Annotated in this window: 19 protein-coding genes; 15 read left to right on the forward strand and 4 right to left on the reverse strand. The window is 64.2% G+C overall.

Annotated elements, in window-relative coordinates; all coding sequences use genetic code 11:
* The first annotated feature begins 129 nt into the window (after positions 1 to 129).
* From GCN75_RS06750 to GCN75_RS06800, 11 genes are all read left to right on the forward strand, one after another.
* Positions 130 to 1,770, forward strand: coding sequence for a hypothetical protein (locus tag GCN75_RS06750; RefSeq protein WP_226941172.1), 1,641 nt, complete (start codon positions 130 to 132; stop codon positions 1,768 to 1,770).
* Entirely contained in the window at positions 1,745 to 2,656 is a 912-nt protein-coding gene (locus GCN75_RS06755; protein WP_152281928.1) for a glycerophosphodiester phosphodiesterase, read from the forward strand. The genes GCN75_RS06750 and GCN75_RS06755 overlap by 26 nt, the downstream gene beginning before the upstream one ends.
* A 24-nt stretch (positions 2,657 to 2,680) precedes the next feature.
* A complete protein-coding gene (locus GCN75_RS06760) occupies positions 2,681 to 3,268 on the forward strand; it encodes a hypothetical protein (RefSeq protein ID WP_152281929.1) in 588 nt (195 codons plus the stop codon).
* A gap of 149 nt (positions 3,269 to 3,417) precedes the next feature.
* Positions 3,418 to 4,443 carry a LacI family DNA-binding transcriptional regulator gene (locus tag GCN75_RS06765; RefSeq protein ID WP_152281930.1) on the forward strand — a complete coding sequence of 342 codons (1,026 nt, stop codon included), beginning with the start codon at positions 3,418 to 3,420 and terminating at the stop codon, positions 4,441 to 4,443.
* Positions 4,443 to 5,930, forward strand: coding sequence for a sugar ABC transporter ATP-binding protein (locus GCN75_RS06770; RefSeq protein ID WP_152281931.1), 1,488 nt, complete (start codon positions 4,443 to 4,445; stop codon positions 5,928 to 5,930). Before GCN75_RS06765 ends, GCN75_RS06770 begins: the two co-directional genes overlap by 1 nt.
* The gene (locus GCN75_RS06775; protein ID WP_152281932.1) at positions 5,911 to 6,936 is read left to right on the forward strand and encodes an ABC transporter permease; all 1,026 of its coding nucleotides are present in this window, start codon (positions 5,911 to 5,913) and stop codon (positions 6,934 to 6,936) included. The genes GCN75_RS06770 and GCN75_RS06775 overlap by 20 nt, the downstream gene beginning before the upstream one ends.
* A gap of 88 nt (positions 6,937 to 7,024) precedes the next feature.
* Positions 7,025 to 7,960: a substrate-binding domain-containing protein gene (locus GCN75_RS06780; protein ID WP_226941190.1), complete on the forward strand. Its 936-nt coding sequence runs from the start codon at positions 7,025 to 7,027 to the stop codon at positions 7,958 to 7,960.
* A 93-nt stretch (positions 7,961 to 8,053) separates the two neighbouring features.
* On the forward strand, positions 8,054 to 9,106 hold the full coding sequence (locus GCN75_RS06785) for a sugar phosphate isomerase/epimerase family protein (RefSeq protein WP_152281934.1): 1,053 nt from the start codon (positions 8,054 to 8,056) through the stop codon (positions 9,104 to 9,106).
* Positions 9,107 to 9,115: 9 nt separating this feature from the next.
* Positions 9,116 to 10,264 carry a Gfo/Idh/MocA family protein gene (locus GCN75_RS06790; RefSeq protein ID WP_226941174.1) on the forward strand — a complete coding sequence of 383 codons (1,149 nt, stop codon included), beginning with the start codon at positions 9,116 to 9,118 and terminating at the stop codon, positions 10,262 to 10,264.
* 15 nt (positions 10,265 to 10,279) lie between these two features.
* The gene (locus GCN75_RS06795) at positions 10,280 to 10,567 is read left to right on the forward strand and encodes a 2Fe-2S iron-sulfur cluster-binding protein (protein ID WP_152281935.1); all 288 of its coding nucleotides are present in this window, start codon (positions 10,280 to 10,282) and stop codon (positions 10,565 to 10,567) included.
* Positions 10,568 to 10,683: 116 nt separating this feature from the next.
* Positions 10,684 to 12,363 carry an outer membrane protein assembly factor BamB family protein gene (locus tag GCN75_RS06800; RefSeq protein WP_193317404.1) on the forward strand — a complete coding sequence of 560 codons (1,680 nt, stop codon included), beginning with the start codon at positions 10,684 to 10,686 and terminating at the stop codon, positions 12,361 to 12,363.
* A gap of 27 nt (positions 12,364 to 12,390) precedes the next feature.
* On the opposite strand, the gene GCN75_RS06805 is transcribed toward GCN75_RS06800, so the two are convergent.
* On the reverse strand, positions 12,391 to 12,702 hold the full coding sequence (locus GCN75_RS06805) for a hypothetical protein (protein WP_034783657.1): 312 nt from the start codon (positions 12,700 to 12,702) through the stop codon (positions 12,391 to 12,393).
* 92 nt (positions 12,703 to 12,794) lie between these two features.
* On the opposite strand from GCN75_RS06805, the gene GCN75_RS06810 reads away from it, so the two are divergent.
* Positions 12,795 to 13,064, forward strand: a complete 270-nt coding sequence (locus tag GCN75_RS06810; RefSeq protein WP_152281937.1) for a MoaD/ThiS family protein — start codon at positions 12,795 to 12,797, stop codon at positions 13,062 to 13,064.
* A gap of 4 nt (positions 13,065 to 13,068) precedes the next feature.
* Positions 13,069 to 14,175 (forward strand): WD40/YVTN/BNR-like repeat-containing protein, encoded by a 1,107-nt coding sequence (locus GCN75_RS06815; RefSeq protein WP_152281938.1) that lies wholly within the window; start codon positions 13,069 to 13,071, stop codon positions 14,173 to 14,175.
* Here the strand turns inward: GCN75_RS06815 and GCN75_RS06820 are convergent.
* Entirely contained in the window at positions 14,148 to 14,771 is a 624-nt protein-coding gene (locus GCN75_RS06820; RefSeq protein WP_152281939.1) for a TetR/AcrR family transcriptional regulator, read from the reverse strand. The genes GCN75_RS06815 and GCN75_RS06820 overlap by 28 nt on opposite strands.
* A 169-nt stretch (positions 14,772 to 14,940) precedes the next feature.
* On the opposite strand from GCN75_RS06820, the gene GCN75_RS06825 reads away from it, so the two are divergent.
* The gene (locus GCN75_RS06825) at positions 14,941 to 15,984 is read left to right on the forward strand and encodes an MBL fold metallo-hydrolase (protein ID WP_152281940.1); all 1,044 of its coding nucleotides are present in this window, start codon (positions 14,941 to 14,943) and stop codon (positions 15,982 to 15,984) included.
* Positions 15,985 to 15,991: 7 nt separating this feature from the next.
* Here GCN75_RS06825 and GCN75_RS06830 read toward each other — a convergent pair whose 3' ends face one another.
* Positions 15,992 to 16,324, reverse strand: coding sequence for a hypothetical protein (locus GCN75_RS06830; protein ID WP_152281941.1), 333 nt, complete (start codon positions 16,322 to 16,324; stop codon positions 15,992 to 15,994).
* A 444-nt stretch (positions 16,325 to 16,768) separates the two neighbouring features.
* Here GCN75_RS06830 and GCN75_RS06835 point away from each other — a divergent pair, with 444 nt between their 5' ends.
* A complete protein-coding gene (locus GCN75_RS06835) occupies positions 16,769 to 17,782 on the forward strand; it encodes a substrate-binding domain-containing protein (protein WP_152255503.1) in 1,014 nt (337 codons plus the stop codon).
* 49 nt (positions 17,783 to 17,831) lie between these two features.
* Here the strand turns inward: GCN75_RS06835 and GCN75_RS06840 are convergent, their stop codons facing one another.
* Positions 17,832 to 21,428 carry an indolepyruvate ferredoxin oxidoreductase family protein gene (locus GCN75_RS06840; RefSeq protein ID WP_152281942.1) on the reverse strand — a complete coding sequence of 1,199 codons (3,597 nt, stop codon included), beginning with the start codon at positions 21,426 to 21,428 and terminating at the stop codon, positions 17,832 to 17,834.
* Between the last annotated feature and the right edge of the window lie 144 nt (positions 21,429 to 21,572).

Genomic DNA, 21,572 nt, shown 5'->3' on the forward strand with positions numbered 1-21,572 from the left:
GCGCGGCCAAGGCGGCGCCCGCCGCCATCAGCCTGCCCGCGCCGCGTGCCGCCGCTGCCGCGCCGGCGGCGCCCATGGTTTTCCAGGCTGAAGAGATCAAGCCCGTCGTCATCGATCTGAGGAAATAAGATGGCCGCGAGTTTGCGCAGTCTGCAGATCCGGCAGACCCTGATCCTGATCGTCCTGACGATCATGTACCTGTGCTTCGAGCTGGGCTTCAATGCCCGTCTGCTCGACGTGGTGGGCGGCGACGTCAAGCCGCAGGACGTGGAGGGCGTGGAATTCTATGGCCGCAGCCTGTCGGGCATCGCCGCCGCGCTCGTGGTGCTGCAACTGATGTGGCGCCGGCGGCTGAAGAACAATGGCAGCGGCCCCAGCTGGAAAAAAATCATCTTTTGCTGCGTCGCCACGGCGGCGGTCGTGTTCGGCATTTTGAAGACCACGGTCACGGTGCTGGTCGAAACACGCGATGCACAATTTCGCCGCCTGGCCTTCAACACCACCCTGATGCAGCGCTCGCTGGTGGGCGGCAGCCTGCAATTGCAGGGCCTGGTCGACGATCCCACCCTGTTCGCCAAGCCCGAGGGAAAGGCTTTTCTCGCGCTGTTCCCGTTCCTGGCTGTATCGGTCGGCCACCTCGATGAACGCATGGAGCCGGCCAAGGAGCAGTTGATCAATTTCAATGTCCGCAAGATCGCGGGCGGCGCGGCCGGCTACTATGACAAGTACCAGCAGGCGATCGGCGAAGTGCGCGATAAGTGGAAACTGTATTCGGGCATCATTCCCGACGACGACGCGGGCTTGCGCCAGCAGCAGGAATCGGCCTGGAACGATTACCGGCAAAGCCTGTCGCGCCACGGCTGGCAGCCCCATTCCGTGCCGGCACGGCGCAAGGCGGCCGTGGTCAGCAATGTGCGCAAGAAAGTGCCCGTCTCGGCCAACTGGCATCCTGCCGACCAGTTATCGTTCCGTCTGGCCGTCAAGCGCCGCTATGCGTCGGAAGCGGCCGGCAAGGGCTTGCACGTCAAGGGCGACCGCATTCCGTCTGGCTTGTCCTTCCCCGCCTTCGTGGCGCGCCCCGGCATCCAGGCCTTGCTGCGCGACGGGCCCGACGGCGGCGATGGCAGCGAGGCGAGCAAGGGCTTGCGCTTGCCCAAGGGCGCCGTGGTGCAGGATGCGTATGCGAGCCCAGCCGAGTTCAGCCGTCTGTTCGACCAGTTCGCCGCGCGCCAGACAGCGGAAAAGCTGGTGGAGTACCGCGCCAGCCGCAACGACTTCGAAGTGGGCGGCAAGTACTATGCAGAGGGCAAGGAAGCGGCGCGCGCGGCCATCGTGCCGCCCGTGGCCCTGTTCTTTTCCTTGCTGGGTGCCATCGGCCACTTCTCGAAGCTGCTGTATCTGGTCGCCACCGTGGGCTTGCTGGTGCTGGCGGCGCGCCGGGGCGAGCAGGCGGGCGCCGACGGCCAGCTGAGCCGACGCTCCGCCTGGATCGCCACGGGCGTGCTGGCCGGCGCCTTCCTGGGAACCTGGGGCATTTTTACCCTGTCGGACAATAATGTCACGAAAAGCGAGCTGTTCCGCCAGATGCTGGACTGGAACCGCCAGGCCGACGGCGACAGCACGCGCTGGCAAATCGCCGGCAAGGGCTTGCTGGCCAATATCACGCACGTCGTGGCGGTGGGGCAGGGCTACAGCTACCCCGTCAACGAAGCGATCCGCATCCACGTTTTGCAGGGAATTCACTATGGCTATCACCCGCAACAAAAATAAGGCGGCCGCACTGGCCTTGCTGCTCAGCATGGCCAGCACGTTTGTACAGGCCGATTGCCTGGGCATGAAGGTGCATGCGCACCGGGGCGCGGGCAATGCGCCGGAAAACTCGCTGAGCGCGCTGCGCAACACGTATTTCGGCACCTGGGACGGCGTCGAGACGGATTTGCAGCTGCTGGGCGACGGCAGCTGGGTGGTGCACCACGACCTGCTGACGGGCAGAGTGGTCGACACGGGCTCGCCCCGCACCGTGAAACAATTGACGGCCGACGACTGGCGCGCTGCCAGCATGAAGAACCGCGGCGTGGCCACGCCGGAAACGCCGCCGTTCGTCAGCGATGTCGCCGACCTGGCGACGGCATTCCCGGCCAAGACCCTGAATGCGGAAATCAAGGATGTGGTGGCGTCGTGCGCACCCATCGCGGCCCTGGTGGGGCAGTTGCGTACGAATATCAAGCACGGCAACTGGTTTTTGACCTCGGGCGTGCCGAACAACCTCGCGTGCGCGCGCCGCGCCGACCCGCAGGGCTACCTGGGCTTGCTCGTGTTTGACGCGCGCAATGCGCAGGCGGCCGGCGCCAACCGGGTCAGCCGCTATATCGCGAAAAATGCCCGCCCGCCCAAGCTGGACAAGCCGTGGCTGCAGCGCGTGCAGCAGCAGATCGGCATGCCGGCGGGCGTGCACGTGGATGCCCGCAGCCTGGACGCCAATCCGGCCTTGCTGGCCGATGCCGCCAGCCTGAACATGCCCGTTTTCGTGTATGCCGTCGATGGGGACTCGGCCCTGGCCGCGTCCCTACTGCGGGCCCAGCAGCGCAGCCACCGCTTGCCCAGCGGCGTCATTCTTGACGGCAATCCCGAAACGTTTTGTGCGATGATGAAGTAAGCTCTTTCACTGCGAGAACACGCCATGACCTTGCCGCAACCCGACCCTGCCGCCGCGCTTGCCCGTAGCGCCATCGGCGCCATGTTTTTTTCCCTGTTTGGCGGCCTGTGGGTGGCCGCCTGGTGCGTGCAGACGTATGGCGCGCATCCCTTGCGCTTGCTGCCGGTGGCCGGCATCACCGTCTTGCTGTTCATGCTGGCGTGGCGCCAGTTCCGCCGCCACCGGGCCGCGCATGCGGCGGCGGAACAAACGCCGCAGGCCAAACGCGTGGGCCGGCTGTTCAATATCGTGAACGCGGGGCAATGGATCGCCATCTTCATCGTCGGCAACGTCCTGAAAAACCTGGGCTTGCAGGCGTGGTTCATACCCGCCGTCATTTTCATCGTGGGCCTGCATTTCTTTCCACTGGCCTGGCTGTTCAAGGCGCGCCGCCACGTGGCGATCGGCATGGCGCTGTGCGTGTGGGCGATCGGCTATCCGCTGACCGTGCGCCACGGCCCCTTGCATCCCGTCGGCTGCCTCGGTGCCGGCCTGATCCTGTGGGTGGCGGCCCTCGCCGCCGTGCGTGCCGGTTTTGCCGTGCAGCAGAACGCTTGGCAAGCCCAGAAATAGCTGCTGTAGGCGGCCCGCGCAGGGCCGTATTTTTCTCTTTTCCTGCCGATTTCCTGCCTGTTTTTTGCGCATTGCAGCATCGATAATGTTTGCATCGCACGCCTGACTGGCCTATAAATGTAATCGATTACATTTTATTGAAAAGTCCCATGTCGCCAGCCGTCCCATCATCCTTGCCCGCAGAAACCGTCTCCATCAGCGCCGTCGCCGCGCATGCGGGCGTGTCGGTGGCCACCGTCTCGCGCGTGATGAACGAGCAGGCGGGGGTGCGGGCGCCCACGCGCGACAAGGTGCTCGCTTCCGTGGCGGCGCTGGGCTACCGCATGAACCATCTGGCGCGCAGCCTGCGCACGGCCGAGAGCCGCATGCTGCTGACCATGGTGCCCGACGTGGGCAACCCGTTCTACGCGCAGATCGTGCGCGGCATCGACACGGTGGCGCGCGAACATGGCTATTTCGTCTTGCTGTGCGACACGGGTGCCGATGCGGGCCGCGAGCGCTCGTATTTCGACTTGCTGCGCATGCACCGCGCCGATGGCGCCATCTGCCTGGACCCGGATACGGTGCAGCATGCCCTGTCGCATGAATCCGTCAGCCTGCCCTGGGTGGCCTGCTGCGAATTCGACCCCGCCGTGGCCGTGCCCTATGTCGGCATCGACAACCACCGGGCCGCGTCCGACGCCGTCGCGCATTTGCTGGCGCGCGGCCATACGCGCATTGGCCTGATCAACTCGGATGAACGCTATCTGTACGCGCGGCAACGCCAGCAAGGCTATCTGGACACCCTGGCGGCCGCCGGCTTGCCCGTGCAGCCGCAGTGGGTGCACACGGTGCAAAGCCTCGATTATGAAGCGGGCACGGCCGCCGCGTTGCAGATGATGGCGGGAGCCGATGCGCCCACGGCCATCTTTGCCGTCTCCGACACCCTGGCCATCGGCGTGCTGAGCGCGCTGCGCCAGCTGAACAGGCGCGTGCCCGAAGACGTGGCCGTGATCGGCTTCGACGATATCGCCATCGCCGCGCAGATCGACCCCGGCCTCACCACCATCGCGCAACCGATGCGCGAGCTGGGCGAGACGGCGGCCCGATTGCTGCTGCAGCGCTTGGCGGACCCGGCGGCGCAGGTGCCGGGCGTGCTGCTGAACCATCATTTGGTGTTGCGAGGGAGTGCATAGTGAGCGTTGCCGTCGGTTTCGAGGGGGTCTGCAAGGATTTCGGCCCCGTGCGCGTCTTGCATGGCGTCAGTTTTACCCTGGCGCCGGGGCGCGTGTATGGCTTGCTGGGCGAAAATGGCGCCGGCAAGTCGACCCTGATGAAAATCCTCGCCGGCTATGAAGGCGTGAGCGAAGGGCAGTTGCTGATCGATGGCCAGCCCCGGCGTTTCAGCAGCTCGCGCGCGGCGGAAAGCGCCGGCATCGTGCTGATCCACCAGGAATTCAACCTGGCCGAGCACCTGACGGTGGCGCAAAACATGTTCCTCGGCCACGAAAAGACGCGCGGATGGCTGCTGGACGAGGCCGCCATGCGCGAGGAAGCGTCGCGCTATCTGAAACAGGTGGGCCTGGACGTGTCGCCCGACACGAAAATCCGCGACCTCATCGTGGCCGAGAAACAGCTGGTGGAAATCGCCAAGGCCCTGTCGCGCCGCGCCCGCTTCCTGATCATGGATGAGCCCACTGCCACCCTGACGTCATCGGAAACCCAGCGTTTGTTTGCCGTGATGGCGCAGCTGAAAAGCGATGGCGTCACCATCCTGTATATCTCGCACAAGCTCGACGAAGTGGAGCGCAACACGGACGAGGTCATCGTCATGCGCGACGGGCGTTTCGTCACGCGCGAGCCGACGGCCAGCCTCACGCGCCAGCAGATGGCGAACCTGATGGTGGGGCGCGAACTGTCGGACATGTTCCCCGCGAAAGTGGCGCTGGCGAAAGAAGCTCCTGTGTTGCTGAAAGTCGAGGGGCTGACGGTGCCGGGTTGGTCCAGGGACTTGTCCTTCGAGGTGCGCGCGGGCGAAGTGCTGGGCTTTGCAGGCCTCGTGGGGGCAGGGCGCACGGAATCGTTCGAAGCCTTGCTGGGCTTGCGTCCGCGCAGCGCGGGCGTGATTCATCTGAACGGCCAGCCCGTGAATATCCGCACGCCCAGGCAAGCGATGCAGCACGGCATGACGTACTTGAGCGAAGACCGCAAGGGCAAGGGCTTGCACGTGAACCTGGGCTTGCGCGAAAACCTCACCCTGATGACGATGGAGCGCTATGCGCGGCCGTGGCTGGACGTGACAGCGGAAAAGGCGGCGCTGGCCAAGGCCGTCGAGGATTTCAATATCCGCACGGGCGACCTCGATAGCCGTGCGCGCATGCTGTCGGGCGGCAACCAGCAAAAGCTGGCGCTGGCGAAATACCTGCATTCGGACCCCCGTGTCGTCGTGCTCGATGAACCGAGCCGTGGCGTGGACGTGGGCGCCAAGCGCGACATTTATTTTCTGATCCACCGCCTGGCTGCCGAAGGGCGCGCCGTGATCGTGATTTCATCCGAACTGATCGAATTGATCGGCCTGTGCCACCGGGTCGCCGTGATGCGCGCCGGCACCTTGCAAGCCACCCTGTCTGCTGACCACCTGACCGAAGAGGAGTTGATTGCCCATGCAACCGGCACGCACTGACACCACCGTATCCACCGGCGCCACCGGTGCCAGCATCGCCAGACTGGGCGCGCGCATCAAGGGCTTTGGCCCCGTGCTGGGTCTGCTTGCCCTGTGCATCGCGGGCACCTTGCTCAATGGCGACTTCGCCACCCTGGACAACCTGATGAACGTGCTCACGCGCACGGCCTTCATCGGCATCATCGCCGTCGGCATGACCTTCGTCATCATCTCGGGCGGCATCGATTTGTCGGTGGGCTCGATGGCAGCCCTGATTGCGGGCTGCATGATCTATTTCATGAATGCGCTGGCGCAAGGGGCGGGCGGCAACCTGGCGCCGATCACCATGCTGGTGCTGGGCATCGCCATGGCCCTGGTCCTGGGCGCCGGCTTTGGCCTCATGCATGGCCTGTTGATCAGCAAGGGCAATATCGAACCGTTCATCGTCACCCTGGGTACCCTGGGCATCTTCCGCGCCGTCTTGACGTACCTGGCCGACGGCGGCGCGCTGACCCTGGATGCCACCCTGTCCGAGCTGTACAGCCCCGTCTACTACACGAGCGTGCTGGGCGCGCCCATCCCCATCTGGATCTTCCTCTTCGTCGCGGCGGGGGGCGCCATCATCCTCAACCGCACGACCTTTGGCCGCCATGTGCAGGCGATTGGTTCCAACGAGCAAGTGGCGCGCTATGCGGCCATCAATGTCGACAAGGTGAAGATCGCCACCTACATGCTGCTGGGCGTGTGCGTGGGCATCGCCACCGTGCTGTACGTGCCGCGCCTGGGCTCGGCCACGCCCACGACGGGCTTGCTGTGGGAACTGGAAGCGATCGCCGCCGTCGTCGTGGGCGGCACGGCCCTCAAGGGGGGAGAAGGGCGCATCGTCGGTACCGTGATCGGCGCCATCCTCTTGTCCGTGATCAGCAATATCCTGAATTTGACCAGCATCATCAGTGTCTACCTGAATGCCGCAGTGCAAGGCGTGGTGATCATCGCCGTCGCCTTCCTGCAGCGAGGCCGCAAATAAAACAAGAGCGGCGTTCTGAAAGGGCGGCCACCGGGCGCCCACAACCTTGGAGGAGAGCAGCATGAAGAGCTTTATACGGGTAGCAGGGATGGCAGTGCTGGTGATGCAGGCGTGGGCGCTGCCGAGTGCGCAGGCCGCAGAAAAGCTGGTCGTCGGCGTGGCCATCCCCACGGCCACGCACAGTTTTACCTCGGGCATTGTCTGGTGGGCCAACCAGGCCAAGGCGGAGCTGGAAAAGGCCCATCCGGGGCTGAAGATCATCGTCAAGACGGCCGCCACGGCGCCCGAGCAGGCGAACCAGTTGCAGGACATGTTGACGGTGAACAAGATCAACACCCTGGTGATTTTCCCCATCGAGTCGGCCTCGCTGACGCAGCCCGTGGCGCAGGTGAAAAACAAGGGCGTGTACGTGACGGTGGTGGACCGTGGCTTGACGAACACGCAGTCGCAGGATGCGTATATCGCGGGCGACAACACGGCCTTCGGCAAGCTGCCGGCCGAATATCTGGCGAAAAGCCTGAATGGCAAGGGCAATATCGTCGCGCTGCGCGGCATGCCGACCACCCTGGACAACGAGCGCTACGACGCGTTTTCCGCCGTCATGAAGGGCCATCCCGACATCAAGGTGCTCGACGCCAAGTACGGCAACTGGAACCGCGACGATGCCTTCAAGGTCATGCAGGATTACCTGACCCGCTTCAAGCACATCGACGCCGTCTGGGCCGCCGATGACGACATGGCCATCGGCGTGCAAAAGGCCATCGCGCAAGCCAAGCGCACGGACATCAAGCAAGTGTTCGGCGGCGCGGGCGCGAAGGGCGCCGTGAAGAAGATCATGGATGGTTCCGACCCGCTGATCGTGGCCGACGTGTCGTACTCGCCCAAGTTCATGTACGACGCCATCAAGCTGACGACGGAAGCGCGCCTGAAAGGTGATAAATTGCCGGCCAATACGATCATCCCCTCGGTGCTGATCACGCGCGAGAATGCCAAGCAGTTCTACTTTCCGAACTCGCCTTTTTAAAATCTGGGGTCAGACCCCCTCGCCCGCTAGCAATGACCTTTGCGTTAGCGGCATTGAGGGTCTGCCCCCGGCTTTATCTAACAGGACATCGATATGAAAACCATCCAGGGCCCGGCCATCTTCCTGGCCCAGTTTCTCGGCGACGCGCCGCCGTTCGACTCGCTCGAGCACCTGGCGCAATGGGCGGCCGGCCTGGGCTACAAGGGCTTGCAGCTGCCCACGGCGCCGCGCCTGTTCGATCTGGAGCAGGCGGCCAGCAGCCAGCAGTATTGCGATGACGTCGTCGCCCTGCTGGCGCGCCATGGCTTGCAGGTGACGGAATTGTCCACGCATTTGCAGGGCCAGCTGATCGCCGTGCATCCCGCCTATGACGCGCTGTTCGACGGCTTTGCGCCCGAGCACGTACGCGGCGACAGCGCTGCCCGCACGGCCTGGGCCACGCAGCAGCTGCTGTGGGCGGCCACCGCTTCGCAGCGCCTGGGCTTGCGAGCGCACGTGACGTTTTCCGGCGCGCTGGCCTGGCCCTATCTGTATCCATGGCCGCAGCGCCCGGCCGGCCTGGTGGAGACGGCGTTCGCGGAACTGGCGAAACGCTGGCTGCCCATCCTCGACGCGTTTGACGCGGCGGGCGTGGACCTGTGCTATGAACTGCATCCGGGCGAGGACTTGCACGACGGCGTGACGTTCGAGCGCTTCCTGGCCGCCGTCGACGACCACCCGCGCGCGTCCATCCTGTACGATCCCAGCCACTTCGTGCTGCAGCAGCTCGACTACCTGGCCTTCATCGACATCTATCATGCGCGCATCAAGGCTTTCCACGTCAAGGATGCGGAATTCCGGCCCAACGGGCGCCAGGGCGTGTACGGCGGCTATGGCGACTGGCAAGACCGGGCCGGGCGCTTCCGCTCGCTGGGCGACGGGCAGATCGACTTCAAGGCGATTTTTTCCAAGATGGCGCAGTACGACTTTCCAGGCTGGGCCGTGCTGGAATGGGAATGCTGCCTGAAGCATCCGGAGGATGGGGCGGCCGAAGGGGCGCGCTTCATCCGCGAACACATCATCCACGTGGCCGAACACGCATTCGACGATTTCGCGGGCAGCGCGGTTGACCAGGATCAAATTCATCACTTGCTTGGCTTGAATTAAGGAGACGACATGCAGCGACGGATACGCTTGGGCATGGTAGGGGGCGGGCAGGGCGCGTTCATCGGCGCCGTGCACCGCATCGCGGCGCGCATCGATGACCAGTATGAACTGGTGGCGGGCGCCCTGTCGTCCGACCCGGCGCGCGCGCAGGCAAGCGGCGCCGCGCTGCACCTGTCACCGGACCGCTGCTACAGCGATTACTGCGCCATGGCGCAGGCGGAAAGTGCGCGCGCGGACGGCATCGAAGCGGTGGCCATCGTCACGCCCAATCACTTGCATGCGCCCGTCGCCACGGCATTCCTGGAAGCGGGCATCCACGTGATCTGCGACAAGCCGCTGGGAATATCTCTGGCGGAAGGCCAGGCGCTGGCGGCGCTGGCCAGGCAGAAAAATCTGCTGTTTGCGCTCACGCATACCTACAGCGGCTATCCGCTGCTGCGCCACGCGAAAGCCATGGTCGAGGCAGGCGACATCGGCGAGCTGCGCCTCGTGCAAGTGGAGTATTCGCAGGATTGGCTGGCCGATGCGATTGGGGCGGGTGGCATGAGCGAAGGCAACTGGCATAACGACCCGCGCAAGGCGGGGCCCGGCGGCGTCCTGCTCGACGTGGGCTTGCACGCGTATCACCTGGCGCAATTCGTCAGCGGATTGACGCCGCATGCCGTGCTGGCGGAATTGTCGACCTTTGTTCCGCACCGCACCCTGGATGACCACGTGCAGGTGATGCTGCGCTATGCGAACGGCGCGAAGGGCACCCTGTGGGCCAGCCAGGTGGCGACCGGTTGCGAAAACACGGTGCGCCTGCGCCTGTTCGGCAGCAAGGCGCAGCTCGATTTCGACCAGGAACAGCCGAACGAATTATGGTTCACGCCGCAGGGCGGCAACCGCCAGCTGCTGCGCCCGGGCCGGGTCGACAGCGCGGCGGCGCGCCATGCCACGCGCGTGCCGGCCGGCCATCCGGAGGGGTATCTGGAAGCATTCGCCCAGCTGTACCTGGATGCGGCCTTGCGCATCCGCGCCCTGCAAGCGGGGGAACCGGTGCCGGAGGCGGCGCGCTGGCTGCCGACGGTGGTCGATGGCGTGGCGGGCCTGGCCTTTGCGGAAGCCGTGCTGCGCAGCCATGGGGATGGCGCTAGCTGGACGACCTTGGCAAGCTGACTGTTACACTGGCGCATGCACGCGCCCTTTACCATCACTATCCTTCCCCAAGGCTGGCAATTTCCGGCCGAGGCCGGCACCACGCTGCTGGCCGCCGCCGAACTGGCCGGCATCCGCCTGTTCAGTTCCTGCCGCAATGGCACCTGCCGCACGTGCATCTGCCACATGCCCGAAGGAACGATACGCTACACGGTGGACTGGCCCGGCATCAGTCCCGATGAACGGCTGGATGGCTACATCCTGCCCTGCGTGGCCGTGGCCGAAAGCGATATCACCATCCAGGCGCGGGCCGTGCGCAAGTAAAGCACCGGCGTGAGTATTTGTTAGATTTTGGCAATGTTTCCCATGCTATAACATTCGATTCAGGTTTCCAGCACACCTCCATTGGGGAGGAAATGAAACCTCAACATGGATATCGCATGCGTACATTATTCCCTTTGTTGTGGCGGGCCGCCGCATTGCCGCTGGCTATCACGACGACCTTGTCCGCCTGTGGCGGCGGTTCCGGCGGTGCTGTTGGCGTACCGCCTGGCTTGCAGGAAAAACCCGGCATGACCTTGTCGGCAGTCAGCAGCAGCTGCACGGCCCAGCCTGGCGCCATCTGCGATGACATCCACGTAACAGTGCGCCTGGCCGATGGCGTGACCGATACGCGTCCCCAGTCGCATGAAAAACCGGCCAGCGGCACGGTCGGCGTGCTGCAGCAGGCCGACCGCCAGAAGCAGGCAGACGGCAGCTGGCTGCTGACGTTCAAGGCGGTGCCTGGCCTGGCTCCCGGGGTGTACGCGGGCAAGATCGAGCTATCCTTGCCGCTCACGGTGGGGGTGTACAAGACGGAAAGCATGGATTACCAGGTCACCGTCGCGCCGCTCGCCGGCAGCATGGGCGCACTGCAAGCCTTGCCCGGCGTGGGCGACTGGGAAGGCGTGAATGGCAATGCCGCGCATACGGGCCTGGTGCCGGCCACCTTCGACAGCCGCCGCTTCACGCGGCGCTGGACCTGGCTGGGCCCCAGTTCCCCGCGCGCGGTCGTCGGCAGTCCCGTGGTGGCTGCCAATGGCCTCGTGTATGTCAGCCAGCAATCGGCCGCGCCGGTGGAAGGCAGCAGCACCAAATACGTCACCACCTCGACCGTGACGGCGCTCAACGAGAGCGACAGCCAGGCGCGCTGGACGCAGTCGCTCACGTCCGATGGCTATCTGGGCGCGCCGGCCGTTTCGGGCGGCAAGCTGGCCATGGCTGGCTACGATACCGTGCATGTCTTCGATGCGCATGCCGGCGGTGTGCCGCTCGGCGTGCGTCCGCCGAATACGAATGGCACGCTGCTGGGGGTTTCCCTGGCGACGGCGCCCACCTTTTTTGGCGGCAATGTCTACGTGGGGGGCAATAACGATATCAGCGGCATCGATGCGGCGGCGGGGCAGACACGCTGGTCTGCCAGCCTTGGCTTGTCCAAGCTGGGCAACGTCAATGACTGGACGCCCGCCGTCAATGGGGACACGGTGTACAGCCATGCGGCAGGGACATTGACGGCGTTCAATATCGCAGATGGCAAGGCCCGCTTCAGCGTGGCGGTGCCGGGGCAGGTGCTGGGCGGGCTGAACAAGAGCAGCCTGCGCCAGGCGCCCGTGCTGGCCGATGCGGACAGCGTGCTGCTGCTCAATCAGCGGCCGCTGGCCGGCGAGGCGGCGAATAACAGCCTGAGTCTGGTTGACGTGCATAGCCGCGCCGTGCGCTGGACGGTGCAGGGACAGTTCAGCACGCAGCCGGTGGTGGCGCAGGGCGTCGTGTATGTGGGCAACCAGGCCAGCCAGGCGCTCGAAGCGCGCCGGCTCGGCGACGGCGCGGTCCTGTGGAGCTGGCCCCTGGATACGGCCTTCGACGCGTACTTCGGCGGCGACCTGATCGTCACCGGCAATCTGCTGTTTGTTGGCGGGCGCAACAATACCTATGCGATCGACCTGGCCAGCCACAAGACCGTCTGGACTTACCGCATGGGGGGCAGCCTGGCGTTGTCGCGCCATGGCGTGCTGTACATCCGCCAGGGCACGGATCTACCTGGCGGCAGCATGGTCTTGACGGCCATCAACCTGCAGTAGCCGCCTGCCGCTTGCACGGCACCTGACTCAGGTGGGCTTGCCGCCCTTGAGGCGCTGCAGCAGCGCGTCCACGCTGTCGCTGACGGGCAGGCCGTGGCGGCGCAGCAGTTGCACGTGCAATACCAGGTTTTCCAGCACCAGCTTGGCCGCCACGGCCAGCAGCGCCAGGTTGCGGTCTTCCGGGCTGAAACTTTCCATCGCGTCGGCCATCTCGCACAGGTGGTTGGCGATCAGTCCGCGCAATTCCTGCTCGTCGAAGGGCAGGTCGGCAAAATCGATGGGGTCGGCCACTTCCACTTCCTGCATCAGCACCGCTAGTTCTTCCGGGGTAATCGTCATGCCTGGCCTCCATGTGTGCTTGCCTCTATTTTAATTGTATTGGCCGCAAAGGGGACTAGAATGAGGACCAGGCCGATGACGTCGAAGGCAGCATGGCGCACTTGCACTTTACGCAGCAACTGGCACGTTTCCTCGACGTCCCTGTGGTGGCCGTGGACGCGCCACGCCTGCGCGCCGCCCTCGATGCCGCGTTTGCCCGGCAGCCGCGCCTGCGCGGCTACGTGCTTGACGAACAGGGCGCGCTGCGCCCCAATGTGGTGATCTTCATCGATGGCGCGCGCTGCCGCGAGCGGCGCGTGCTCGACGACGCCTTGCGGCCCGACAGCCAGGTGTATATCTTGCAGGCCCTTTCAGGAGGTTGACGCCATGACAGCAGCCCCGCAGCGCGCGTATCTCGGCACCCGCAAGGGGCTGTTCCAGTTCGATGTCGATGCGGCCGGCGCCTGGCAGCTGGCGCTGGTGCAGTTTGCCGGCGATCCCGTGTCCATGCTGCTGCACGACGGCCGCGACGGCACCTTGTACGCGGCCCTGAACCTGGGCCACTTCGGCGCCAAGCTGCACCGGCTCGACGGGGGCGCCAGCGCGTGGCAGGAAGTCGCCGTGCCCGCCTATCCCGCCAAGCCCGAAGACAGCAGCGATGCGGTGGACTGGACCTTGCGGCAGATCTGGTCGCTGGCGGTCGGCGGCGAGGACCAGCCCGGCGTGCTGTGGGCGGGTACCCTGCCGGGCGGCCTGTTCCGCTCCGGCGACCGCGGCGACAGCTGGCAGCTGGTCGAGTCCCTGTGGAACGTGCCGCAGCGGGCGCAGTGGTTTGGCGGCGGCTATGACGTGCCCGGCATCCACAGCATCTGCGTCGATCCGCGCGACAGCAACAAGGTGCTGGTGGGCGTGTCCTGCGGCGGCGTCTGGCAAACGCTGGACGGCGGCGCCAGCTGGGCCTTGAGCGCGACGGGCATGCGCGCCGACTACATGCCGCCCGAGCTCGATGAAAACGAAGCCGTGCAAGACCCGCACCGCATCGTGCGCAGCGCCGGCACGCCGGACGCGCTGTGGTGCCAGCACCATAACGGCATCTGGCATTCGGAAGATGCAGGCTGGCACTGGCAGGAAGTGACGACGGCGCCCCTGTCGCATTTCGGCTTTGCCGTGGCCGTGCACCCGCGCGATGGCGATACGGCCTGGTTCGTGCCCGCGCAGGCGGACGTGCTGCGCATCCCCATAGACGGCGCGCTGGCCGTGACGCGCACGCGCGACGGGGGGAAGAGTTTCGAGGTCTTGCGCGAGGGCTTGCCGCAGCAGCATTGCTACGACCTCGTGTACCGCCATGGGCTGGCGCTGGCCGACGATGGGCGCAGTTTGGTGATGGCGTCGACGACGGGCGGCGCCTGGTATTCGGGCGATGGGGGCGAACATTGGCAGACCTTGTCTGCCCACTTGCCGCCCGTTTATGCCGTCTGTTTTGTCACGCCGTAGTAGCACAGGAAGATATCGACGGCCAGTGCCGTCACTTCGCGCCGGCGTGCCGGACCCAGCAGGGGCTCGCCCAGGGTGATCTGCGGCCAGAAGGCAAAGGTTTTTAACGGCGACATCAGCAGGTGCGCCACTTCCACTGTCTCGCCCGCCTTGATGCGCCCGTCCTGCTGCGCCGCGCGGATCCAGATATTCAGGCCCGTTTCCTTTTCATTCAGGCGCGTCACCATCGCTTGCGCGCGCTCGGGCGAGTGGATGGTTTCGCCAAAGATCACGCGCGCCAGGTCGATGAAGGCCGGATCGCACAGCAAGTCCATCTTCTGCTCGACCAGGGCCAGCACCTGGGGCCGCAAGGGCTGGTCGGCAACATAGGGCACGGCAGGCTGGGCCATGCTGCTTTCCCACATGCGCTGCAGGATTTCCGCAAACAGCTCGTCCTTGCTGGGGAAATGGTTGTACACGGTGCGCTTGGATACGGCAGCCGTGGCGGCGATCTTGTCCATGCTGGTCGCATCAAAACCGTGCTCGCGGAACTCGGCGATGGCGGCATCGACGATGGCGACGCGCTTGCGGTCGGTGAGGCGTTGCGGTGCGGCCATGGCGGGAAATCTCCTTTGAAAACAATATTTTACACCTCTTGGTTTACTTTGCCAGAAATAGGAACTACACTGTGTAGTGTAATTTAACCCTTGTTAATTCTTTGCCGGGCCGCATATGCACTTGCACCGAGTCGCACGTCGTCTCTTCTTCCTGGGAGTCCTGATCATCATGAGTTCTTGCACCTTGCGCGCCGAGCCTGCGGCGCTAGCTGAATCACCACAACGCCACGACGGCAAGTTCCGCAATCCCGTGCAAATGCACAAGCTGGGCACGGCAGCAACGCTCAAGCTGATGTGGACATTCTTCTTTGACAAGCCGGACAGCACGGTGCCGGCCGCAGCCGTGCCCGTGCAGGCGCTGACCCGGGCGCAACTGCTGGCCGCACCCGACAACAGCCTGTTCCGCCTTGGCCATTCGACCCTGCTGTTGAAACTCAACAACGAATTCTTCCTGACGGACCCCGTGTTTTCCGAGCGCGCCTCGCCCGTGCAGTGGGCAGGGCCGAAGCGTTTCCACCAGCCGCCCATCAGCATCGCTGACTTGCCGCCGATCAAGGCCGTCATCCTGTCGCACGACCATTACGACCACCTCGACCATGCCGCCGTGCTGCAGCTGGCCGCCAAGACGGAGCACTTCGTGACGCCGCTGGGCGTGGGCGATACCCTGGTTGAATGGGGCGTACCCAAGGACAAGGTGCAGCAATTCGACTGGTGGCAGGGCGCGACGATCGCCGGTGTGAAACTGGTGGCCACGCCCTCGCAGCATTTCTCGGGACGCGGCTTGTTTGATGGCAATCAGACCCTGTGGGCGTCGTGGGTCATCGATGCGCCGGACGTGCGCGTGTTTTTCAGCGGCGACTCCGGCTATTTCGGCGGCTTCAAGCAGATCGGCGACAAGTACGGCCCGTTCGACGTGACCATGATCGAGACGGGCGCCTACGACAAGCTGTGGCCCGACGTGCACATGCAGCCGGAAGAAACCCTGCAAGCCCACCTGGACTTGCGCGGCAAGTGGCTGATGCCCGTGCATAACGGCACGTTCGACCTGGGGCTGCACGCGTGGCATGAACCGTTCGACCGCATCGCGGGGCTGGCGGCAAAGCAGGGCGTCAACCTGGCCACGCCGCAGATGGGCGAGACGGTGGACCTGACGCAGCCGAAGAAGGGCGAGAAGTGGTGGCTGGCGATGCTGGAAGAGGAAATGGCGAAGTAAGCTTGCGCTACGCCGTCACGTCGATCAGGCGTCCCACAGTCTGGCCATAGCTGTTCAGCTGGGGCGTGTTTTTCGGTGCGGCGGGGAGGGCTTGTTGCGGCACGGCCACCTTGATCGCCTGGTCCAGCTGCGGCGCCTGTACGGCGGCGGGGGCATCGGCCTGGGCTTGCTGGCTGCTGCGCTGCGTCTGGCTCAGCGATTCCTGTTCCCGCGCCAGCAGCTGGCGGCTTTGCGCCAGTTGTTCGCTGTCGCGTTGCACCTGGTTCTGGCCTTGTTCGACCCTGCGTTGCGCCGTGGCCAGCGAGGCTTGCAGATTGTTGACGGACGTTAGCGAGACCACATTGTTCACCTTTGAAAGTATGCCCAGCGCGCGCGTAACGGGAGAGGCCCGGGTTGATGTGTTGTGTCTGGCGCAACATGCCAGTCGGTAATCTTTACCTGAATCAAGAGTAGGACAAATTCTCGCACAGTTCCAGCTAATTATGCTTTCTTGATAATCTTATCGTGCGCGCCCCGTGTTGCCGAACTGGCATGCCGAGCCTGGCGGCATCATTGTCAAAGTGAGTACACGCTTCGCTTGCTTGTCCTTGTCTGTCTGCCATGGACCATGCCACGCTGCAGAGGCGGCACATATGGATGCATTAAAAACATTGCTTTCTAAATAGTCAATGTGTTGTTGTTTTTCTACCATGGCGGCGCACGCGAATGCGGGGCCTGTATGGCGCTCTGGGCTATAATTGACGGTCAGAGTTGGTTTCTTTTGCCATACAGACAGGTAGTGAACATGAATCTCAAGAGCCTCGCAATTGCCCTCGGCATGTCGAAAACGACAGTCAGCAGGGCGTTGAACGGCTATCCGGAAGTCAATTCCCGCACCCGTGAAATCGTCCTGGCCGCCGCCAAGAAAGTCGGCTACCGGCCCAACCCGCTGGCGCGCAGCCTGGCCGTCGGCCGCACCAATGTGCTGGGCATGATCTACCCGCTGCTGCCCAGCGACCTGGGCGACAGCGTCTTTCTTTCCGTGGTGAATGGCATGTCCGATGCCGTCGAAGCGTCGAAGATGAGCCTGATCATCGCTCCCGTGTCGCCGCAGAACGAACAGCCGTCGTATGAAACCATGGTGCGCGGGCGCCAGGTCGATGGCCTGGTGGTGGGCCGCACCAAGGTGGTCGACGAGCGCATCGCCTACCTGACGAAGGTGGAGTTTCCCTTTGTTGCGAATGGCCGCACGCGCATCGACGCGCCGTATGCGTATTTTGACTACGACAATGACACGGGCATCGACCTGGCCGTGTCGTTCCTGGCGGCCCATGGCCACCAGCGCATCGCGCTGCTGAGCGCGCCGCTGGATCTGCACTTTGCCTTCGAGCGCAAGGAAAGCTTTATCCGCTGCATGGCCCAGGCGGGCTTGCAGCTCGACCCCCGCTATCTGCTCGACAATACCTTCGATCGCCGCAGCGGCTACCAGGCCATGCAGCAATTGCTGGCTTGCTCGCCCCGTCCCACGGCCGTCATCGTCGACAACCATCTGTCCGGCGTGGGCGTGGTGCGCGCGCTGATGGATGCGGGCATTGAAATCGGCAAGGAAATCTCCGTCATCGTCTGGGGCAATGTGGAAGACACCTTGATCGGCATCAACGTCACCACCATCGACCAGCCCGACCTGCGCCGCGCGGGCGCGAAGATGGTCGAGATGCTGCAATCCTTGCTGGCCGGCACGCCACCGGAACGCTTGCAGGAAATCTGGCAACCGGTGCTGTTGCCGGGGGCAACCGTGGGGCGCTGCCCGGACGCATAAAAAAAACGCAGAGCCAAGGCTCTGCGTTTTTCATTCAAGCGCCGCTGGCTTACGCCGCGTGCTTGCTGCCGTCCGCCAGCTTGGCCAGCAATCTCGCCTTGTCCTGGCGATACGTGGCAACGGCCGCTTCCTTGACGTGGCCGAAGCCGCGGATTTTCTCGGGCAACGCTGCCAGTTCCACGCAGGTGCCGAGGTTGTCCGCCGTCAGATTGACCAGCATTCCCGCCACCAATTCGCGGTATTCGACGATCAGCGCGCGCTCCATCTTGCGCTCGGCCGTATAGCCGAAGACGTCGAAGGTGCCGCCCCTGAGCCCCTTGGCTTTCGCCAGCAGCTTGAAGGCGTGCCACATCCACGAACCGAACTCCGCTTTCACGAGATGGCCCTTGGCATCTTTTTTCGCGAACAGCGGCGGCGCCAGGTTGAATTTGACGGAAAAATTGCCTTCGAACTGCTGCTGCAACTGTTCCACGAAACGGCCATCCGTGTACAGGCGCGCCACTTCGTATTCGTCCTTGTAGGCCAGCAACTTGAAGTAGTTCTTCGCCACGGCCGTCGACAGTTTCTGCCCCAGTCCCAGGGTATTTTCGCGGTCGCGTACCTGTTTGACCAGGGTCAAGTAACCATCCGCATACGCGGCATTTTGATACGCGGTGAGGAACTCCACGCGCTTCTTGATGACGCTGTCGAGGCTTTGCGGCATCTGCACGATGATGGCTTGCGACGGCGTGGCGATCTGCGTGACGCGGCGTACGTCGACGGCGGCGCGGCGGCCCCACAGGAAGCTTTTCTTGTTCGACTCGATGCCTACGCCATTGAGTTCGATGGCGCGCAGCAAGGCCGCTTCCGTCAACGGGATGCGGCCTTTTTGCCACGCGTAACCGAGCATGAACAGGTTGGCGGCAATCGAGTCGCCCATCAGCGCCGTGGCCAGTTTGGTCGCGTCGATGAAGTCGGCCGCGTCCGCGCCGCCCACGGATTCCTCGATCAGCTGGCGCACTTCCGCCGTTGGATATTGCCAGTCGGCATTTTGCGCGAACGTGCCTGGCGGCTGTTCGTGCAGGTTGACGACGGCCAGGCTGCGGCCTGGACGCATTTTCGACACGGCATCCTGCGCGCCGGCCGTCAGCATGTCGCAGCCCAGGATCAGGTCCGCTTCGCCCGTGGCGATGCGCTGGGCGCGGATGTGTGCGGGGGAGCGGGCGATCTTCACGTGCGAGGTGACGGAACCGTTCTTTTGCGACATGCCCGTCATGTCCAGCACGGACGCGCCCTTGCCTTCCAGGTGGGCCGCCATGCCCATCAGCGCGCCCACGGTGATGACGCCCGTGCCGCCGATGCCGTTGATCAGGATGTTGTACGGCGCCTCGCAGCCGGGCAGGACCGGTTCCGGCAGGGGGCCGAAGTTGTCCGTCTCGCCCGCTTTGCTTGCGCCCGTCTTGGTTTTCTTCAGGTTGCCGCCTTCGACGGTGACGAAGCTGGGGCAAAAGCCCTTGGCGCACGAATAATCCTTGTTGCACGAGGATTGGTCGATGGTGCGCTTGCGGCCAAATTCCGTTTCCTTCGGCAAGATCGACACGCAGTTTGATTGCACGCCGCAGTCGCCGCAGCCTTCGCAGACGGCGTCGTTAATGACCATGCGTTTGGCGACGTCCGGATACTCGCCTTTTTTCCGGCGCCGGCGCTTCTCGGCCGCACAGGTCTGGTCGTAGATCAGCACGGACACGCCCGGCACCTCGCGCAATTCGCGCTGCACGGCATCCATGTCCTTGCGGTCGTGCAAGGTCAGGTGGGCGGGCAGGTTCGAGCGGTCGCTGTAGCGCGATAAATCTTCCGTCACCAGCGCGATGCGGGCAATGCCTTCGGCCGCCACCTGCTGCGCCATCATGGGCACGGTGATGAGGCCGTCCACGGGCTGGCCGCCCGTCATGGCGACGGCGTCGTTGTAGAGGATCTTGTAGGTGATGTTGACCTTGGCGGCCTGCGCGGCGCGGATGGCCAGGTAGCCCGAATGGAAATACGTGCCGTCGCCCAGGTTCTGGAATACGTGCGGCAGTTCCGAGAACGCCGCTTGGCCGATCCACGGCGCGCCTTCACCGCCCATGTGCGTGGTCAGCTTGTTCATTTCCGGGTAGATCGACGTGGCCATCACGTGGCAGCCGATGCCGGCCAGGGCCAGGCTGCCGTCCGGTACCTTGGTCGACGTGTTGTGCGGGCAGCCGGAGCAGTAGAAGGCGGGGCGGAACGGCGTGTTCACGGCCTTTTTCAGGACCGCATCCTTGGCGTCGAGAAAACTCAATCGTGCCTTGATCAGGTCGCAGGTGACGGGATCGGAAATCAGGCGCGCAATGCGGCTGGCGATGACGCGCGCTACTTGCGAGACGGAAAAATCCGCCTTGGACGTGAGCAGCCATTCGCCGCGCGGCGCCACCCATTCGCCTTTTTCATCGAATTTGCCGATGACACGGGGGCGCACGTCGTCGCGCCAGTTGTACAGCTGCTCCTTGAGCTGGTATTCGACGATTTGCCGTTTTTCTTCCACCACGAGGATTTCATCGAGGCCTTGCGCGAATTCGCGCACGCTGTCCGGTTCCAGCGGCCACGGCATGGCCACCTTGAACAGGCGCATGCCCACGTCGGCCGCCATCTGTTCGTCGATGCCCAGTTCTTCCAGCGCTTCGAGCACATCGAGGTAGGACTTGCCGGAGGCGATGATGCCCAGCTTGGCGTTCGGGCTGTCGATGGTCGTGTGGTTGAGCTTGTTTTCGCGCGCGTAGGCCAGGGCCGCATAGATCTTGTAGTCCTGCATCAGCGCTTCCTGGTTGCGCGCCTGCTGGCCCAGCGGGATGCTCGACAGGCGCGCGTTCAGGCCGCCTTCGGGCATGACGAAGTCCTGCGGAATCTTCACTTCCACGCGGAACGGGTCCGCATCGATGGAGGCCGACGATTCGACCGTGTCAGCCAGGGCCTTGAAGGCCACCGTGCAGCCGGAAAAACGCGACATGGCCCAGCCGTGGATGCCCAGGTCCAGGTATTCCTGCACATTGCACGGATACAGGACGGGGATCATCGAGGCGGAGAACAGGTGGTCGGACTGGTGCGGCAGGGTCGACGAATACGCGCCATGGTCGTCGCCGGCCACCAGCAGCACGCCGCCCAGCTTGGCCGTGCCCGCATGGTTCATGTGCTTGAAGACATCGCCACAGCGGTCCACGCCCGGGCCCTTGCCGTACCACATGGCGAACACGCCGTCGTACTTGGCCGGGCCGATCAGGTCTACCTGTTGCGAACCCCAGACGGCCGTGGCGGCCAAGTCTTCGTTGACGCCGGGCACGAACTGCACGTGGTGCGCTTCCAGCTGTTTCTTGGCTTTCCACAGGTTTTCATCGAGGCCGCCCAGGGGCGAACCGCGGTAGCCGGAAATGAAGCCGGCCGTGTTCAGTCCGGCTGCCTGGTCGCGCAAGCGCTGCATCATGGGCAGGCGCACGAGGGCCTGGATGCCGGACAGGAAGATGGCGCCGGAAGTGGCCGTGTATTTGTCGTCGAGGCTGACGGTGGTCAAACGGGAAGGTTCAAGCGGTGTAGATGGCGCGGCACCGGCGTTTCTAGCGAACGCTGCGGAGCCGTTTTCCGTGGTCACGGACATGGCTGTCTCCAAAAGGGTGTTTCAGATGACGGCTGTACAAGGGGCGCGCCCGGTAAGGCGCGCGCTGTGCAGACGGGACGGCCGCGTGTGGGCGGCACATAACTATTTTAAATTTAAAATAGTTAATGTGGTCAGTGTAGAACG

Source organism: Janthinobacterium violaceinigrum (assembly GCF_009208555.1).
GTDB lineage: Bacteria > Pseudomonadota > Gammaproteobacteria > Burkholderiales > Burkholderiaceae_D > Janthinobacterium > Janthinobacterium violaceinigrum.

Coding starts and splice junctions, on each gene's coding strand:
- GCN75_RS06785 (WP_152281934.1), top strand. CDS start 8,054: ATGAAAACCATCCAGGGCCCGGCCATCTTCCTGGCCCAGTTTCTCGGC.
- GCN75_RS06775 (WP_152281932.1), top strand. CDS start 5,911: ATGCAACCGGCACGCACTGACACCACCGTATCCACCGGCGCCACCGGT.
- GCN75_RS06780 (WP_226941190.1), top strand. CDS start 7,025: ATGGCAGTGCTGGTGATGCAGGCGTGGGCGCTGCCGAGTGCGCAGGCC.
- GCN75_RS06750 (WP_226941172.1), top strand. CDS start 130: ATGGCCGCGAGTTTGCGCAGTCTGCAGATCCGGCAGACCCTGATCCTG.
- GCN75_RS06800 (WP_193317404.1), top strand. CDS start 10,684: ATGCGTACATTATTCCCTTTGTTGTGGCGGGCCGCCGCATTGCCGCTG.
- GCN75_RS06835 (WP_152255503.1), top strand. CDS start 16,769: ATGAATCTCAAGAGCCTCGCAATTGCCCTCGGCATGTCGAAAACGACA.
- GCN75_RS06815 (WP_152281938.1), top strand. CDS start 13,069: ATGACAGCAGCCCCGCAGCGCGCGTATCTCGGCACCCGCAAGGGGCTG.
- GCN75_RS06765 (WP_152281930.1), top strand. CDS start 3,418: ATGTCGCCAGCCGTCCCATCATCCTTGCCCGCAGAAACCGTCTCCATC.
- GCN75_RS06790 (WP_226941174.1), top strand. CDS start 9,116: ATGCAGCGACGGATACGCTTGGGCATGGTAGGGGGCGGGCAGGGCGCG.
- GCN75_RS06840 (WP_152281942.1), bottom strand. CDS start 21,428: ATGTCCGTGACCACGGAAAACGGCTCCGCAGCGTTCGCTAGAAACGCC.
- GCN75_RS06760 (WP_152281929.1), top strand. CDS start 2,681: ATGACCTTGCCGCAACCCGACCCTGCCGCCGCGCTTGCCCGTAGCGCC.
- GCN75_RS06810 (WP_152281937.1), top strand. CDS start 12,795: ATGGCGCACTTGCACTTTACGCAGCAACTGGCACGTTTCCTCGACGTC.
- GCN75_RS06805 (WP_034783657.1), bottom strand. CDS start 12,702: ATGACGATTACCCCGGAAGAACTAGCGGTGCTGATGCAGGAAGTGGAA.
- GCN75_RS06795 (WP_152281935.1), top strand. CDS start 10,280: ATGCACGCGCCCTTTACCATCACTATCCTTCCCCAAGGCTGGCAATTT.
- GCN75_RS06825 (WP_152281940.1), top strand. CDS start 14,941: ATGAGTTCTTGCACCTTGCGCGCCGAGCCTGCGGCGCTAGCTGAATCA.
- GCN75_RS06755 (WP_152281928.1), top strand. CDS start 1,745: ATGGCTATCACCCGCAACAAAAATAAGGCGGCCGCACTGGCCTTGCTG.
- GCN75_RS06820 (WP_152281939.1), bottom strand. CDS start 14,771: ATGGCCGCACCGCAACGCCTCACCGACCGCAAGCGCGTCGCCATCGTC.